The following is a 13,909-nucleotide window of genomic DNA, read 5'->3' as shown; positions in this document are numbered from 1 at the left end:
TAAGGACTCACGTCATGTTTGATTTTTCTACCGTCGTGGATCGACACGGCACCTGGTGTACGCAGTGGGACTACGTCGCCGACCGCTTTGGCGCGGCCGATTTGCTGCCCTTCACCATCTCGGATATGGATTTCGCCACCGCGCCCTGCATTACCGACGCGCTGCATCAGCGCATCAATCACGGCGTGCTGGGCTACAGCCGCTGGAAGAACGATGAGTTTCTCGCCGCCGTCGCGCACTGGTTCCAGCAGCGCTTTAACAGCCAGATTGATACGGAAACCGTCGTTTATGGTCCTTCCGTTATCTACATGGTGTCAGAGCTGATTCGTCTCTGGTCACACCCCGGCGACGGCGTGGTGGTGCACACCCCGGCATACGACGCGTTTTATAAAGCCATTGAAGGGAATGCGCGTCATGTGGTGCCCGTGGAGATGGAAAAGCACGCCGCAGGCTGGCAGGGAAATATGGCGGCGCTGGAAGCGGCCCTGGCGAAACCTGAAAACAAAATTTTACTGCTGTGCAGCCCGCAAAACCCAACCGGCAAGGTCTGGACGCGGGACGAACTGACGCAGATGGCGGAACTGTGCGAGCGCTATGACGTGGCGGTTATCAGCGATGAAATTCATATGGATATGGTGTGGGGAGAGCATCGTCACACGCCGTGGAGCACGGTGGCGCGCGGCAAATGGGCGCTTCTCACTTCCGGCTCGAAAAGCTTTAATATTCCAGCGCTGACGGGCGCTTACGGCCTGATTGGCGATGAACAGAGCCGTAACGGTTATCTTAGCGCGCTAAAAGGCCGGGACGGACTCTCTTCCCCTTCCGTGCTGGCGCTGACGGCGCATATTGCCGCCTATCAGCAGGGTGCGCCGTGGCTGGATGCCCTGCGGGGCTATCTGGAAGAGAATCTGATGTATATCGCGCAGGAAGTAAACCGCGCCTTTCCGAAGCTGAACTGGCAGCCGCCCGAAGCAACCTATCTGGCCTGGATTGACCTGCGCCCGCTGAACATTGACGATCGGGCGCTGCAAAAAGTGCTGATCGAGCAGCAAAAAGTCGCCATCATGCCGGGATATACCTACGGCAAAGAGGGAAACGGCTTTGTTCGCCTGAACGCCGGCTGTCCGCGCAGCAAGCTTGAACAAGGTGTGCAACGCCTCATTGCCGGGATTAACACGCTCCTGTAATCAATTTGCGCAACGGAATATTCCCTTGCGCAAATAGCTTTTTACCCCGTTTTGTTTTTATAATATGGCGCACTTTAACCAGAAAAGAGTGCGACCATGATTGATACACGCCTGCCTTTAACTGATATTCATCGTCACCTTGACGGTAACATTCGTGCCCAAACCATCCTCGATCTTGGCCGCCAGTTCAATTTAACGCTTCCTGCTCAGACGCTTGAGTCGCTGATCCCTCACGTACAGGTAACTTCCAATGAACCGGACCTGGTCAGCTTCCTGAGCAAACTCGACTGGGGCGTGAAGATGCTGGCCTCGCTGGATGCCTGCCGCCGCGTGGCGTTTGAGAACATTGAAGATGCGGCCCGTAATGGCCTGCATTACGTCGAGCTGCGCTTCTCGCCGGGCTATATGGCGATGACCCACAGCCTGCCCGTTGCAGGCGTGGTGGAAGCCGTGATTGAAGGCGTGCGCGAAGGGTGTAAAACCTTCGACGTTCAGGCCCGTCTGATTGGCATTATGAGCCGTACGTTCGGCGAAGCCGCCTGCCTGCAGGAGCTTGAAGCGCTGCTGGCCCATCGCGATGCCATCACCGCCGTCGATCTGGCCGGTGACGAGCTGGGCTTCCCGGGCAGTCTGTTCCTCTCCCACTTCAACCGCGCGCGCGATGCCGGCTGGCACATTACCGTGCATGCGGGCGAAGCGGCTGGCCCGGAAAGCATCTGGCAGGCCATCCGCGAGCTGGGCGCCGAACGTATCGGCCACGGCGTGAAGGCGGTAGAAGATCGCGCCCTGATGGATTTCCTGGCGGAGCAGCGTATCGGGATTGAGTCGTGCCTGACGTCTAACATTCAGACCAGCACCGTGGCAACGCTGGCGCATCATCCGTTGAAAACGTTCCTCGAGCACGGCGTGCTGGCCTCGCTGAACACTGACGACCCTGCGGTTCAGGGCGTGGATATCATCCACGAATACAACATCGCCGCACCGCAGGCGGGTCTGAGCCGCGAGCAGATCCGTCAGGCGCAGATCAACGGGCTGGAGATTGCCTTCCTGACGCCCGAAGAGAAGCAGGCGCTTAAAGATAAAGTGGCTCGCGGTTGAGCATTTGCCGGGTAGCGGCTACGCCTTACCCGGCCTACAACAGCCCTTATAGCTTATGCCAGACAGAGCGTGGCGCGATGTTTGGCAGATTCAATACCCAGCTCAATCAGTTCCATAATCTGAATCGCCTGGCTGGCCGGAACCGGATTTTCGCCCGTGCCGTTCAGCGCATCGCGAATGCCCGCATAATAGGCCGGATAGTTGCCCGGGATCGTCAGCAAGGTCTCCTCTACCAGTTCCTCACCTTCCACCCGCGTGACCACGCCGTCGCGCATATCATAGCCCCAGTCTTCCTGCGGCAAACGTTCACCGCTTTTCAGCCGGTCCTCCTGCGGATCGAGGCCAAACTTCACGTAGCTCCCGCGCGTGCCGTGAATGATGTAGCGGGCCGATTCCGCGGCCGCGACCATCGTGCCGTGCAGCACAATTCGCCGCTGCGGGTAGCTGAGCACCGCGTGGAAGTAATCGGTCGTCTGCGCTCCGGGCCGGAGCTGGGCCAGATCGACCGTCATGCTCACCGGCAGACCAAAAAGATTGACGGCCTGATCCAGCAGATGCGGGGCTAAATCGTACCAGATGCCGCTGCCCGGACCGGCCTGCTCGCGCCAGCGGTTTCGTACCTGCGGACGGAAGCGGTCAAAGTGCGATTCAAAAAAGAGGATCTCCCCTAGCGTGCCTTCACTGAGAAGCCTTTTTACCGTCAGAAAGTCGCTGTCCCAGCGGCGGTTATGGAATACCGACAGCAGCCTGCCCAGACTCTTTGCCAGCGCATCCAGCTCGCGAGCCTGAGACAACGTGACGGTAAAGGGCTTATCGACCACCACGTGCTTACCGGCGTCAAGCGCGGCCTTTGCCAGCGGGAAGTGGGTGTCGTTCGGGGTGGGGATAACGATTAAATCAATATTCGGATCGTTGAAAAGGTGTTTTGGCTCAGAGACAACCGGCACGGAAGGCCAGTCGGCATGGACTTTAGCGGCATCGCTGCTGGATACCGCAGCCAGGGTCATCCCCGGCGTCCCGGCTATCAGAGGCGCATGAAACGTTTTGCTTGCATACCCGTAGCCGATAAGCCCAACGCGGATATTATCACTCATAGTGCCGTCCTCTTTTATGACGTTCTTATTTCACACTGGCTAGCCTGGCATTACCACAGATTAATAATGTGCCATATGACTTAAAATAGCAGGTCGTAGGGGTTGTTTTTGTTACATAGTATTAACCCACTGATTTTGTTTAAGGGAACCGTTCCCAAAGCGCTTGCCGTCGGGGAAACGTCGCTGTAACATTTGCGACCTGTATTTATGGATAAAGTACAACTACGAATCATGACGTCAATTATTAATCGAATCATTGAATTAGCGGGATGGATTGTCCTTGGGGTTTCGGTCATTTTGCTGGGCGTTGCCAGCCATATCGATAACTACCAGCCGCCGGAGCCTGTCACAGTCGCCCAACCTAAGTAACCGGTTACTGCAATAAAGAGTGACATAATATGTCAGTTACTTATTGCCAGCCCTGGTGAACACGGTTAACCTTCTCTTCCAGGCATCGTCTGATGCCTGAATTTCAGCAAAGAAAACTCCTAATTTCGTCGCGTTACCTGAGTGGGCTGTTTACGTCTTTATTAATCCGTTTATTATTCGAACGAATTACCTTAACTGGTATTACTCACTTTTATATGGAAACTTATTAATATGACAGTTCAGGACTATTTATTAAAATTTCGCAAGATCAATTCGCTTGAGAGCCTGGAAAAACTGTTTGACCATCTGAACTACACCCTGTCGGATAATCAGGACATCATTAATATGTATCGCGCCGCTGACCATCGCCGTGCGGAGCTGGTTTCCGGGGGGCGTTTGTTCAACGTGGGTGAAGTGCCTAAGTCCGTATGGCGTTACGTTTTATAAGAAAGTAGCCATCCGCGCGAAATGTTATATACTCTCCGCCCTGCAAACTAGCTGTACAACATTTCGCGCAGATTATGGGAGAGTTCATGACCGCAACGCCTGGAGAACGCATTGGAGGCTGGTTAATCGCCCCACTGGCATGGCTGCTGGTTGCCTTATTAAGCGCTTCACTTGCGCTGCTGCTGTATACCACCGCACTGATTACCCCTCACGCCATCCAGACCCTGATGTCGCAAAGCGTGCTGAATATTGCGATGTGGTTTATGTCGTTCGTTTTCGCGATTGGGATGTGGTACTACACCCTGTGGCTGACCATCGCCTTCTTTAAGCGACGCAAGAGTGTGCCAAAGCACTACATTATCTGGCTGCTGATTTCGGTTCTGCTGGCGGTTAAAGCGTTTGCTTTTTCGCCCGTATCAGACGCTCTGGCCGTTCGTCAGCTGCTTTTCCCGTTACTGGCGGCAGCGCTGCTGGTCCCCTATTTCAAGCGTTCGACGCGGGTAAAAAGCACCTTCGTGAACCCGTAATAACCTTACAGATAACCTGTTGTCGCCTGCGTGAGTTTGTCCGATAATAGGCGGCTTTTTTATTTCAGGCTAAATAATGACCGATTACTTACTGCTCTTTGTCGGCACCGTGCTGGTTAACAACTTCGTTCTGGTGAAGTTCCTTGGCCTGTGCCCGTTTATGGGCGTGTCCAAAAAGCTGGAAACGGCGATGGGCATGGGGCTGGCGACGACCTTCGTCATGACGATGGCGTCCATCTGCGCGTGGTTGATTGATACCTGGATCCTCATCCCGCTGGGGTTAATCTATCTTCGCACGCTGGCTTTTATTCTGGTCATTGCGGTTGTTGTGCAATTTACTGAAATGGTGGTGCGTAAAACCAGCCCGGCCCTCTATCGCCTGCTGGGTATCTTCCTGCCGCTGATCACCACCAACTGCGCCGTTCTCGGCGTTGCGCTGCTGAACATCAACCTTGGCCATAACTTTATGCAGTCGGCGCTGTACGGTTTTTCCGCCGCCGTCGGTTTCTCATTTGTTATGGTCCTGTTCGCGTCGATTCGCGAGCGTCTGGCGGCAGCGGATATCCCTGCGCCCTTTCGCGGTAACGCGATTGCGCTGGTGACCGCGGGTTTAATGTCTCTGGCCTTTATGGGCTTTAGTGGTCTGGTGAAGTTGTAATGAATGCTATCTGGATTGCCATCGCCTCTATCAGCGTCCTGGGGTTGGTGTTTGGCCTTATCCTGGGTTACGCCTCCCGCCGTTTCGCGGTAGAGGACGATCCCGTTGTTGAAAAAATTGATGAGCTTTTGCCGCAAAGCCAGTGCGGGCAGTGCGGCTACCCGGGCTGCCGCCCCTATGCCGAAGCGGTAGGCATTCAGGGTGAAAAAATTAACCGCTGCGCCCCCGGCGGCGAAGCGGTGATGCTGAAAATCGCGGCCCTGCTTAACGTCGATCCGCAGCCCGTTGATGGCGATGCGGAGGTGCAGGAGCCGGTTCGCGCCCTGGCCGTGATCGATGAAGCCAACTGCATCGGCTGCACCAAATGTATTCAGGCCTGCCCGGTTGACGCCATTGTCGGCGCCACCCGCGCCATGCACACCGTCGTGGCGGACCTCTGCACCGGCTGTAACCTCTGCGTGGCCCCCTGCCCGACGCAATGTATTGAGCTGCGACCGGTTGAAACGACTACCGAAAGCTGGAAGTGGGATCTTCAAACCATTCCGGTTCGCATCATTCCTGTGGAACAACATGCTTAAGTTATTTTCTGCTTTCAGAAAAGAGAAGATTTGGGACTTTGACGGCGGTATCCATCCGCCAGAGATGAAAACCCAGTCCAACGGCACGCCGCTGCGTCAAATTCCGCTGGCGACGCGTTACGTCATGCCGCTCAAGCAGCATATTGGCGCTGAGGGCGAGCTGTGCGTGAAAGAAGGCGATACGGTTCTTCGCGGCCAGCCGCTAACCTTTGGCCGTGGGCGTATGCTGCCGGTGCACGCCCCCACCTCCGGTAAAGTGGTGGCGATTGCCCCTCATACGGTGGCTCATCCGTCTGCGCTGTCGGAGCTGAGCGTGATCATTGAAGCCGACGGCGAAGACCGCTGGATCGATCGTGACGGCTGGAGCGACTACCGCTCCCACAGCCGCGAAGCCCTTATCGAGCGAATTCATCAGTTCGGCGTCGCCGGGCTGGGCGGCGCGGGCTTCCCGACCGGCGTTAAGCTGCGCGGCGGTGGCGATAACATTCAGACGTTGATTATCAACGCCGCCGAGTGCGAGCCGTATATCACCGCAGACGATCGTCTGATGCAGGACTGTGCCGCTCAGGTGGTGGAAGGCATCCGCATCCTGGCGCACATTCTGAAGCCGCGGGAAGTGCTGATTGGTATTGAAGACAATAAACCGCAGGCCATCTCGATGCTGCGCGCCGTGCTGGCGGGCAGTCATGATATTAGCCTGCGCGTTATCCCGACCAAGTACCCTTCTGGCGGCGCAAAACAGCTGACGCAAATTCTCACCGGCAAGCAGGTGCCGCACGGCGGACGCTCTTCGGATATCGGCGTGCTGATGCAAAACGTCGGCACCGCCTATGCGGTGAAACGCGCGGTGATTGACGGCGAGCCGTTGACCGAGCGTGTGGTGACGCTGACCGGCGAGTCGGTTTCCCGTCCTGGCAACGTCTGGGCGCGTCTGGGTACGCCGGTGCGCCATCTGCTGGAACAGGCTGAATTTTGCCCGGCCAGCGACCAGATGGTGATCATGGGCGGCCCGCTGATGGGCTTTACGCTGCCGTGGCTGGACGTTCCGGTAGTGAAAATCACGAACTGTCTGCTCGCCCCTTCCCCCACCGAAATGGGTGAAGAGCAGGAAGAGAAAGGTTGCATCCGCTGCAGCGCCTGTGCCGATGCCTGCCCGGCGGATCTCCTCCCGCAGCAGCTGTACTGGTACAGCAAAGGTCAGCTGCACGACAAGGCAAAATCCCATAATCTGGCCGACTGCATTGAATGCGGCGCCTGCGCCTGGGTCTGCCCAAGCAACATTCCGCTGGTGCAATACTTCCGTCAGGAGAAGGCCGAGATTTATGCCATCTCCATGGAAGAAAAACGCGCCGCAGAAGCCAAGGCACGTTTCGAAGCGCGTCAGGCGCGACTGGAGCGCGAAAAAATCGCCCGTCAGGAACGCCATAAGCAGGCCGCCGTTCAGCCTGCCGGGAAAGATCAGGATGCGATCAACGCCGCACTGGCGCGCGTTCGCGAGAAAAAAGCCGATGCCGCCCAGACGGTGGTGATCCAGGCCGGGGAAAAACCGGATAACAGCGAGGCGATTGCCGCCCGCGAAGCGCGAAAGGCTGCGGCTCGCGCGCGTCAGGCGGAAAAAGCGCAAACGGTTCAGGCAGATACTGAGGTCGACCCGCGTAAAGCGGCCGTTGAAGCGGCGATAGCCCGGGCCAAGGCCCGCAAAGCTGGAGAGCAGCAGGTAGTCGTCGAGCAAGAAGCGGTCGACCCACGCAAAGCCGCCGTTGAAGCGGCGATTGCTCGCGCCAAAGCCCGTAAGGCTGCGCAGCAGGCGCCAGAGGCAGTATCAGAAGCAGAAGCACCACCGGTCGACCCGCGTAAAGCCGCCGTCGAAGCAGCGATTGCCCGCGCCAAAGCCCGTAAGGCGGCGCAGCAGGCACCAGCGGCAGTATCAGAGGCAGAAGCACCACCGGTCGACCCGCGTAAAGCCGCCGTCGAAGCAGCGATTGCCCGCGCCAAAGCCCGTAAGGCTGCGCAGCAGGAAGAACAGCCGCAGGCCGCCAACGATGACCCGCGCAAGGCCGCCGTCGCCGCCGCCATTGCGCGCGTTCAGGCGAAGAAAGCCGCACAGCAAGCCGTAAACGAGGATTAAATGGTTTTCAGAATCGCAAGTTCCCCTTACACCCACAACCAGCGTCAGACATCGCGCATTATGATGCTGGTCTGCCTGGCCGCGCTGCCGGGCATTGCCGTTCAGTGCTGGTTTTTCGGTTGGGGAACCCTGTTCCAGATAGCCCTGGGCTGCGCCAGCGCCGTCGCGGCGGAAGCACTCGTCCTGAAGCTGCGTAAGATGGCGGTGTCACGCATTCTGGCTGACAACTCCGCGCTGCTGACCGGCCTGCTGCTCGCCATCAGTATTCCGCCGTTTGCCCCGTGGTGGATGGTCGTGCTCGGTACCGTGTTTGCCGTGATCATTGCCAAACAGCTGTACGGCGGGCTCGGCCATAACCCGTTTAACCCGGCAATGATTGGCTACGTGGTGCTGCTAATCTCCTTCCCGGTGCAGATGACCAGCTGGCTGCCGCCGCACGAGATTGCGGCCACGGTTCCGGGCTTTATGGATGCCCTGCACGTTATCTTTACCGGCCATACGGCGCTCGGGGCTGATATGAACGCGCTGCGCATGGGCGTGGACGGTATCAGCCAGGCGACGCCTCTCGATACCTTTAAAACGTCCCTGCATGCCGGGCACAGTGTTGATCAGATCATGAAATCCGCGATTTACAGCGGCATGCTGGCGGGTGCAGGCTGGCAGTGGGTCAACCTGGCGTATCTTCTGGGCGGCCTGTTCCTGCTGCAGCAAAAAGCCATTCGCTGGCATATTCCGGTCAGCTTCCTCGTGACGCTGGCGGTCTGCGCCACGCTGGGATGGGTCTTCTCTCCTGAATCACTCGCCAGCCCGCAGATGCATTTGCTCTCCGGTGCGACCATGCTGGGTGCCTTTTTTATCCTGACGGACCCGGTGACCGCGTCAACGACTAACCGCGGCCGCCTGATCTTCGGCGCGCTGGCGGGCCTGCTGGTATGGCTCATCCGCAGCTTTGGCGGTTACCCGGACGGCGTCGCGTTTGCCGTCCTGCTCGCCAACATTACCGTTCCGCTCATCGACTATTACACGCGTCCGCGCGTGTACGGCCATCGCTAAGGGTTTCGCCATGTTAAAAACGATGCAAAAACACGGCGTCACGCTGGCTGTCTTCGCCGCGGTCCTCACCGGGCTGACGGCCCTGGTTAACACGTTAACCAAAACGACCATCGAAGAGCAGGCTTCAAAGCAGCAAAAGGCGCTGTTCGATCAGGTGATCCCGTCAGATTTCTACGATAATGACCTGCAAAAGAGCTGCTTTGTGGTAGACGCGCCGCAGCTTGGGAAAGGCCCACACCGCCTCTTTATTGCCCGCAAAGGGGATAGACCGGTAGGCGCGGTGATGGAAGCGACCGCGCCCGACGGCTATTCCGGCGCCATTCAGCTGCTTGTCGGCAGCGATTTCTCCGGCACTATTCTGGGTACTCGCGTGACGGAACATCATGAAACGCCGGGCCTGGGCGATAAAATTGAAACCCGTCTGAGCGACTGGATTTTGCACTTCGCCGGTAAAGTTATCCATGGCGAAGGGGATACCGCGTTTGCGGTGAAGAAAGATGGCGGCGAGTTCGACCAGTTCACCGGCGCGACCATCACGCCGCGCGCCGTGGTGAACGCCGTAAAACGAGCCGGGCTGTATGCCGAAACGCTGCCCGCGCAAATCAACAATCTTCCGGCCTGTGAGGAGTAATCATGAGCCAGGTTAAAGAGGTTATTGTCCAGGGGTTGTGGAAGAACAACTCCGCGCTGGTCCAGCTTCTGGGGATGTGTCCCCTGCTGGCGGTAACGTCCACCGCCACCAACGCGCTCGGTCTGGGTCTGGCAACCACGCTGGTGCTGACGCTGACCAACCTCTCCATCTCCGCTCTGCGACGCTGGACGCCGTCGGAAATTCGTATTCCGATTTATGTCATGATCATTGCGTCGGTGGTCAGTATCGTCCAGATGCTGATTAACGCCTACGCGTTTGGCCTGTACCAGTCGCTCGGGATCTTTATTCCCCTTATCGTGACCAACTGTATCGTCGTTGGCCGTGCGGAAGCGTTCGCGGTGAAAAACAGCCCCGCCATGTCGGCGCTGGATGGTTTTTCCATTGGAATGGGCGCCACCTGCGCCATGTTTGTGCTGGGCTCGCTGCGCGAGATCCTCGGTAACGGTACGCTGTTTGACGGCGCAGATGCGCTGCTGGGCGGCTGGGCCAAAGCGCTGCGCGTTGAAGTGTTCCACACCGATACGCCATTCCTGCTGGCAATGCTGCCCCCTGGCGCGTTTATTGGCCTTGGCATGATGCTGGCGATAAAATACCTGATTGATGAGAAACGTAAGCGCCGCGCGGCTGAGCGCAGCGTTCTGGAAGGGACACCCGAGAAGGCTTCATGAATAAAGAAAAGCGCATTGCGATCCTGACCCGTCTGCGGGACGAGAACCCGCACCCGACGACGGAGCTGAATTTTACCTCCCCGTTTGAGCTGCTGATCGCGGTGTTGCTCTCTGCACAGGCGACCGATGTGAGCGTCAATAAAGCCACTGCCCTGCTCTATCCGGTCGCCAATACGCCAAAAGCCATGCTGGAGCTGGGTGTGGAAGGCGTGAAGTCCTATATCAAAACCATCGGCCTGTTTAACAGCAAAGCCGAGAACGTCATTAAGACCTGCCGGATCCTGCTGGAACAGCACGGAGGCGAAGTACCGGAAGATCGCGCCGCGCTGGAAGCTTTACCGGGCGTGGGGCGTAAGACAGCGAACGTGGTGCTCAACACCGCGTTTGGATGGCCGACCATCGCCGTGGATACACATATTTTCCGCGTCTCTAACCGGACTAACTTCGCGCCGGGGAAAAATGTTGAGCAGGTCGAAGAGAAGCTGTTAAAGGTGGTTCCGGCCGAGTTTAAGGTTGACTGTCATCACTGGCTGATTCTGCACGGCCGCTATACCTGTATTGCCCGTAAGCCTCGCTGCGGCTCCTGCATTATTGAAGATCTCTGCGAATACAAAGAAAAAGTGTATCCCTGATCGTCACAAACCCTTACCAAAAGAAGGGCTACCAGACACCCTTCTTTTGGCCGTTATTTGTCCGTCTTTCATTCCCTCTGACCTGTCACTTGTTCGGTTATTTAACGCTCAAACAGGTTAATACTTTTTTCATAGCCAAAAATTTCTATACATCTGTGATCGCGATCACCCTGATAACTTCATGTTGAATTTTTGTTGTCAAAATCCGCCTAAACCCTTTGTCTGACAAGATACTCTCCTTCCACCACCGAAGATAAGACCAGCTATTTTTCAGAATATGGCCCATATCACTGCATTAAGCGGCAAATAGCAGAACATATCGCCAAAAGCCGGTCAGGGTGGGTTATCGCCAGTCGAAAAAACTACCTTTACTCATCGTATGAAATTTAACGCTGAATAACATTTATATGAACCGACGATTATACCACCTCAGATATATGTAACAGATTATTACAAACGTATTGCCAGATGGGGCAGGATAGTGAACATTACCCGCCGTTTCTCCTCCCAATATAACTATAAGGCGTATGGACTACGGCCATCGCGCTATGAACACCCCCGTTAATATGGGATGTAAAAAAAGAGGTATATGTGTCTACTGCAAACAATAAACCAACAGATGAAAGCGTGAGTCTTAACGCTTTTAAACAGCCTAAAGCGTTCTATCTCATCTTCTCTATCGAGTTATGGGAGCGTTTTGGTTATTACGGCCTGCAAGGGATCATGGCGGTTTACCTGGTAAAACAGCTGGGTATGTCCGAAGCCGATTCCATCACGCTGTTCTCTTCCTTTAGTGCTCTGGTGTACGGTCTGGTCGCTATTGGCGGCTGGCTGGGTGATAAAGTCCTCGGGACTAAACGCGTCATCATGCTGGGCGCCATTGTCCTGGCGATCGGCTATGGTCTGGTTGCATGGTCAGGGCATGATGCCGCTGTCGTGTATATGGGTATGGCGACGATTGCCGTCGGTAACGGTCTGTTCAAAGCGAACCCGTCCTCCCTGCTTTCTACCTGCTATAACAAAGACGATCCGCGCCTGGACGGTGCATTTACCATGTACTACATGTCCATCAACATCGGTTCGTTCTTCTCGATGCTGGCAACCCCATGGCTTGCGGCGAAGTTCGGCTGGAGCGTGGCGTTTGCGCTGAGCTTCGTGGGCATGCTGATCACCGTGGTCAACTTCCTGTTCTGCCGCAGCTGGGTTAAAGACTACGGTTCAAAACCTGACTTCGAGCCTGTGAATATGGGCAAACTGCTGGCCACCATCGTGGGCGTTGTTGTCCTCGCGGCAATCGCCACATGGCTGCTGCACAACCAGGGTATCGCCCGTGCCGTTCTGGGCGTGGTTGCGCTGGGTATCGTGGTTATCTTTGCGAAAGAAGCGTTCGCCATGCAGGGTGCTGCCCGTCGCAAGATGATTGTGGCGTTCATTCTGATGCTGGAAGCGATTATCTTCTTCGTGCTGTACAGCCAGATGCCAACCTCACTGAACTTCTTCGCCATTCGTAACGTTGAGCACTCAATTCTGGGCATCGCGTTCGAGCCGGAACAGTATCAGGCGCTGAACCCGTTCTGGATCATGATTGGTAGCCCGATTCTGGCCGCTATCTATAACAAGATGGGCGACCGTCTGCCAATGCCGCACAAGTTTGCTATCGGTATGGTACTGTGCTCCGGCGCGTTCCTGGTGCTGCCGCTGGGTACCAAATTTGCCACCGACGCGGGTATCGTGTCCGTTAACTGGCTGATCCTGAGCTACGCGCTGCAGTCTATCGGTGAACTGATGATCTCCGGTCTGGGTCTGGCGATGGTTGCACAGCTGGTGCCACAGCGTCTGATGGGCTTCATTATGGGTAGCTGGTTCCTGACCACTGCCGGTGCGGCAATCATTGCGGGTAAAATTGCGAACCTGATGGCTGTGCCGGAAAACGTCACTGACCCACTGGTCTCCCTGAACGTCTACGGTACCGTGTTCATGCAGATTGGTATCGCGACTGCGGTTATTGCAGTTCTGATGCTGCTGACCGCGCCGAAACTGAATCGTATGACTCAGGACGACGACAAGACGGCTGAAGCGACCAAAACCGCTACCGCGTAAGATTATTGAGAAACGACAGAACAGAAGCCGCTAATGTATTAGCGGCTTTTTTTTTGTCCGTTGGCGCACTAACATAGCTGAAACCTCAGCAAAAAGGAGTTACCGATGAAACTGTTCTACAAACCGGGCGCGTGCTCTCTTGCTTCCCATATCACCCTGCGCGAGAGCGGCAAAGATTTCACGCTGGACGGCGTTGATCTGATGAAAAAGCGTCTGGAAAATGGCGATGATTTTCTTGCCATTAACCCCAAGGGACAAGTTCCGGCGCTCTTGCTGGATGACGGTACTCTGCTGACCGAAGGCGTCGCGATTATGCAGTTCCTGGCCGATAGCGTACCCGATCGCCAGCTGCTGGCACCGGTCAGTACCATTTCTCGCTATAAGACGCTGGAATGGCTGAACTACATTGCGACCGAACTGCACAAAGGATTTACGCCGTTGTTCCGCCCGGATACGCCAGAGGAGTTCAAACCGACCCTGCGTGCGCTTCTTGAGAAAAAGCTGCAGTACGTTAACGAATCGCTGAAAGACGAACAGTGGATTTGTGGTTCGCGCTTCACGATTGCCGATGCGTATCTGTTTACCGTGCTGCGCTGGGCGCGCGCGGTTAAGCTGAACCAGGAAGGGTTAGACCATATCGCATCGTATATGAAACGCGTGGCGGAGCGTCCTGCAGTGGCTGCGGCGCTGAAAGCGGAAGGGTTGAACTAACCGAGCG

At 56.3% G+C, this 13,909-nt stretch carries 15 protein-coding genes; 14 read left to right on the top strand and 1 reads right to left on the bottom strand.

Annotation, left to right across the window (positions count from 1 at the left end; genetic code table 11):
• The first annotated feature begins 14 nt into the window (after positions 1-14).
• On the top strand, positions 15-1,187 hold the full coding sequence (locus NI40_RS09795) for a MalY/PatB family protein (protein WP_039262315.1): 1,173 nt from the start codon (positions 15-17) through the stop codon (positions 1,185-1,187).
• 96 nt (positions 1,188-1,283) lie between these two features.
• Positions 1,284-2,285, top strand: a complete 1,002-nt coding sequence (add, locus tag NI40_RS09790) for an adenosine deaminase (RefSeq protein ID WP_033145337.1) — start codon at positions 1,284-1,286, stop codon at positions 2,283-2,285.
• 53 nt (positions 2,286-2,338) lie between these two features.
• Here the strand turns inward: add and NI40_RS09785 are convergent, their stop codons facing one another.
• Positions 2,339-3,379 carry an oxidoreductase gene (locus NI40_RS09785; RefSeq protein ID WP_039262316.1) on the bottom strand — a complete coding sequence of 347 codons (1,041 nt, stop codon included), beginning with the start codon at positions 3,377-3,379 and terminating at the stop codon, positions 2,339-2,341.
• A 243-nt stretch (positions 3,380-3,622) separates the two neighbouring features.
• Between NI40_RS09785 and blr the strand changes: the two genes are divergently transcribed.
• The 12 genes from blr (at position 3,623) to gstA (ending at position 13,902) form a co-directional block, all read left to right on the top strand.
• Positions 3,623-3,748, top strand: a complete 126-nt coding sequence (blr, locus tag NI40_RS22750) for a division septum protein Blr (protein ID WP_168112406.1) — start codon at positions 3,623-3,625, stop codon at positions 3,746-3,748.
• A gap of 231 nt (positions 3,749-3,979) precedes the next feature.
• Positions 3,980-4,195: a transcription modulator YdgT gene (ydgT, locus tag NI40_RS09780; RefSeq protein ID WP_013096896.1), complete on the top strand. Its 216-nt coding sequence runs from the start codon at positions 3,980-3,982 to the stop codon at positions 4,193-4,195.
• An 86-nt stretch (positions 4,196-4,281) separates the two neighbouring features.
• Complete coding sequence (locus NI40_RS09775; protein ID WP_039262318.1) at positions 4,282-4,722, top strand: DUF2569 domain-containing protein; 441 nt, start codon at positions 4,282-4,284, stop codon at positions 4,720-4,722.
• A gap of 76 nt (positions 4,723-4,798) precedes the next feature.
• Complete coding sequence (gene rsxA, locus NI40_RS09770; protein ID WP_014883581.1) at positions 4,799-5,380, top strand: electron transport complex subunit RsxA; 582 nt, start codon at positions 4,799-4,801, stop codon at positions 5,378-5,380.
• The gene (rsxB, locus tag NI40_RS09765) at positions 5,380-5,958 is read left to right on the top strand and encodes an electron transport complex subunit RsxB (RefSeq protein WP_023311378.1); all 579 of its coding nucleotides are present in this window, start codon (positions 5,380-5,382) and stop codon (positions 5,956-5,958) included. Before rsxA ends, rsxB begins: the two co-directional genes overlap by 1 nt.
• Positions 5,951-8,086 (top strand): electron transport complex subunit RsxC, encoded by a 2,136-nt coding sequence (gene rsxC, locus NI40_RS09760; RefSeq protein ID WP_045143010.1) that lies wholly within the window; start codon positions 5,951-5,953, stop codon positions 8,084-8,086. The genes rsxB and rsxC overlap by 8 nt, the downstream gene beginning before the upstream one ends.
• Entirely contained in the window at positions 8,087-9,139 is a 1,053-nt protein-coding gene (gene rsxD / locus NI40_RS09755; protein ID WP_039262320.1) for an electron transport complex subunit RsxD, read from the top strand.
• Positions 9,140-9,149: 10 nt separating this feature from the next.
• Positions 9,150-9,770, top strand: coding sequence for an electron transport complex subunit RsxG (gene rsxG / locus NI40_RS09750; RefSeq protein ID WP_039262321.1), 621 nt, complete (start codon positions 9,150-9,152; stop codon positions 9,768-9,770).
• Positions 9,771-9,772: 2 nt separating this feature from the next.
• Entirely contained in the window at positions 9,773-10,459 is a 687-nt protein-coding gene (locus tag NI40_RS09745; protein ID WP_023617347.1) for an electron transport complex subunit E, read from the top strand.
• The gene (nth, locus tag NI40_RS09740) at positions 10,456-11,091 is read left to right on the top strand and encodes an endonuclease III (RefSeq protein WP_008500570.1); all 636 of its coding nucleotides are present in this window, start codon (positions 10,456-10,458) and stop codon (positions 11,089-11,091) included. The genes NI40_RS09745 and nth overlap by 4 nt, the downstream gene beginning before the upstream one ends.
• Before the next feature lie 591 nt (positions 11,092-11,682).
• A complete protein-coding gene (dtpA, locus tag NI40_RS09735) occupies positions 11,683-13,191 on the top strand; it encodes a dipeptide/tripeptide permease DtpA (RefSeq protein ID WP_039262322.1) in 1,509 nt (502 codons plus the stop codon).
• Between the two features lie 105 nt (positions 13,192-13,296).
• Positions 13,297-13,902, top strand: coding sequence for a glutathione transferase GstA (gene gstA, locus NI40_RS09730; protein ID WP_039262323.1), 606 nt, complete (start codon positions 13,297-13,299; stop codon positions 13,900-13,902).
• Positions 13,903-13,909: the final 7 nt, after the last annotated feature.

The organism is Enterobacter sp. E20, assembly GCF_000801755.2.
GTDB classification, from domain to species: Bacteria; Pseudomonadota; Gammaproteobacteria; order Enterobacterales; family Enterobacteriaceae; genus Enterobacter; species Enterobacter asburiae_B.
Note: the sequence above shows the minus strand (reverse complement) of the source record. Positions and strands in the feature narration are given on the sequence as shown.

Coding starts and splice junctions, on each gene's coding strand:
- NI40_RS09795 (WP_039262315.1), top strand. CDS start 15: ATGTTTGATTTTTCTACCGTCGTGGATCGACACGGCACCTGGTGTACG.
- add (WP_033145337.1), top strand. CDS start 1,284: ATGATTGATACACGCCTGCCTTTAACTGATATTCATCGTCACCTTGAC.
- NI40_RS09785 (WP_039262316.1), bottom strand. CDS start 3,379: ATGAGTGATAATATCCGCGTTGGGCTTATCGGCTACGGGTATGCAAGC.
- ydgT (WP_013096896.1), top strand. CDS start 3,980: ATGACAGTTCAGGACTATTTATTAAAATTTCGCAAGATCAATTCGCTT.
- NI40_RS09775 (WP_039262318.1), top strand. CDS start 4,282: ATGACCGCAACGCCTGGAGAACGCATTGGAGGCTGGTTAATCGCCCCA.
- rsxA (WP_014883581.1), top strand. CDS start 4,799: ATGACCGATTACTTACTGCTCTTTGTCGGCACCGTGCTGGTTAACAAC.
- rsxB (WP_023311378.1), top strand. CDS start 5,380: ATGAATGCTATCTGGATTGCCATCGCCTCTATCAGCGTCCTGGGGTTG.
- rsxC (WP_045143010.1), top strand. CDS start 5,951: ATGCTTAAGTTATTTTCTGCTTTCAGAAAAGAGAAGATTTGGGACTTT.
- rsxD (WP_039262320.1), top strand. CDS start 8,087: ATGGTTTTCAGAATCGCAAGTTCCCCTTACACCCACAACCAGCGTCAG.
- rsxG (WP_039262321.1), top strand. CDS start 9,150: ATGTTAAAAACGATGCAAAAACACGGCGTCACGCTGGCTGTCTTCGCC.
- NI40_RS09745 (WP_023617347.1), top strand. CDS start 9,773: ATGAGCCAGGTTAAAGAGGTTATTGTCCAGGGGTTGTGGAAGAACAAC.
- nth (WP_008500570.1), top strand. CDS start 10,456: ATGAATAAAGAAAAGCGCATTGCGATCCTGACCCGTCTGCGGGACGAG.
- gstA (WP_039262323.1), top strand. CDS start 13,297: ATGAAACTGTTCTACAAACCGGGCGCGTGCTCTCTTGCTTCCCATATC.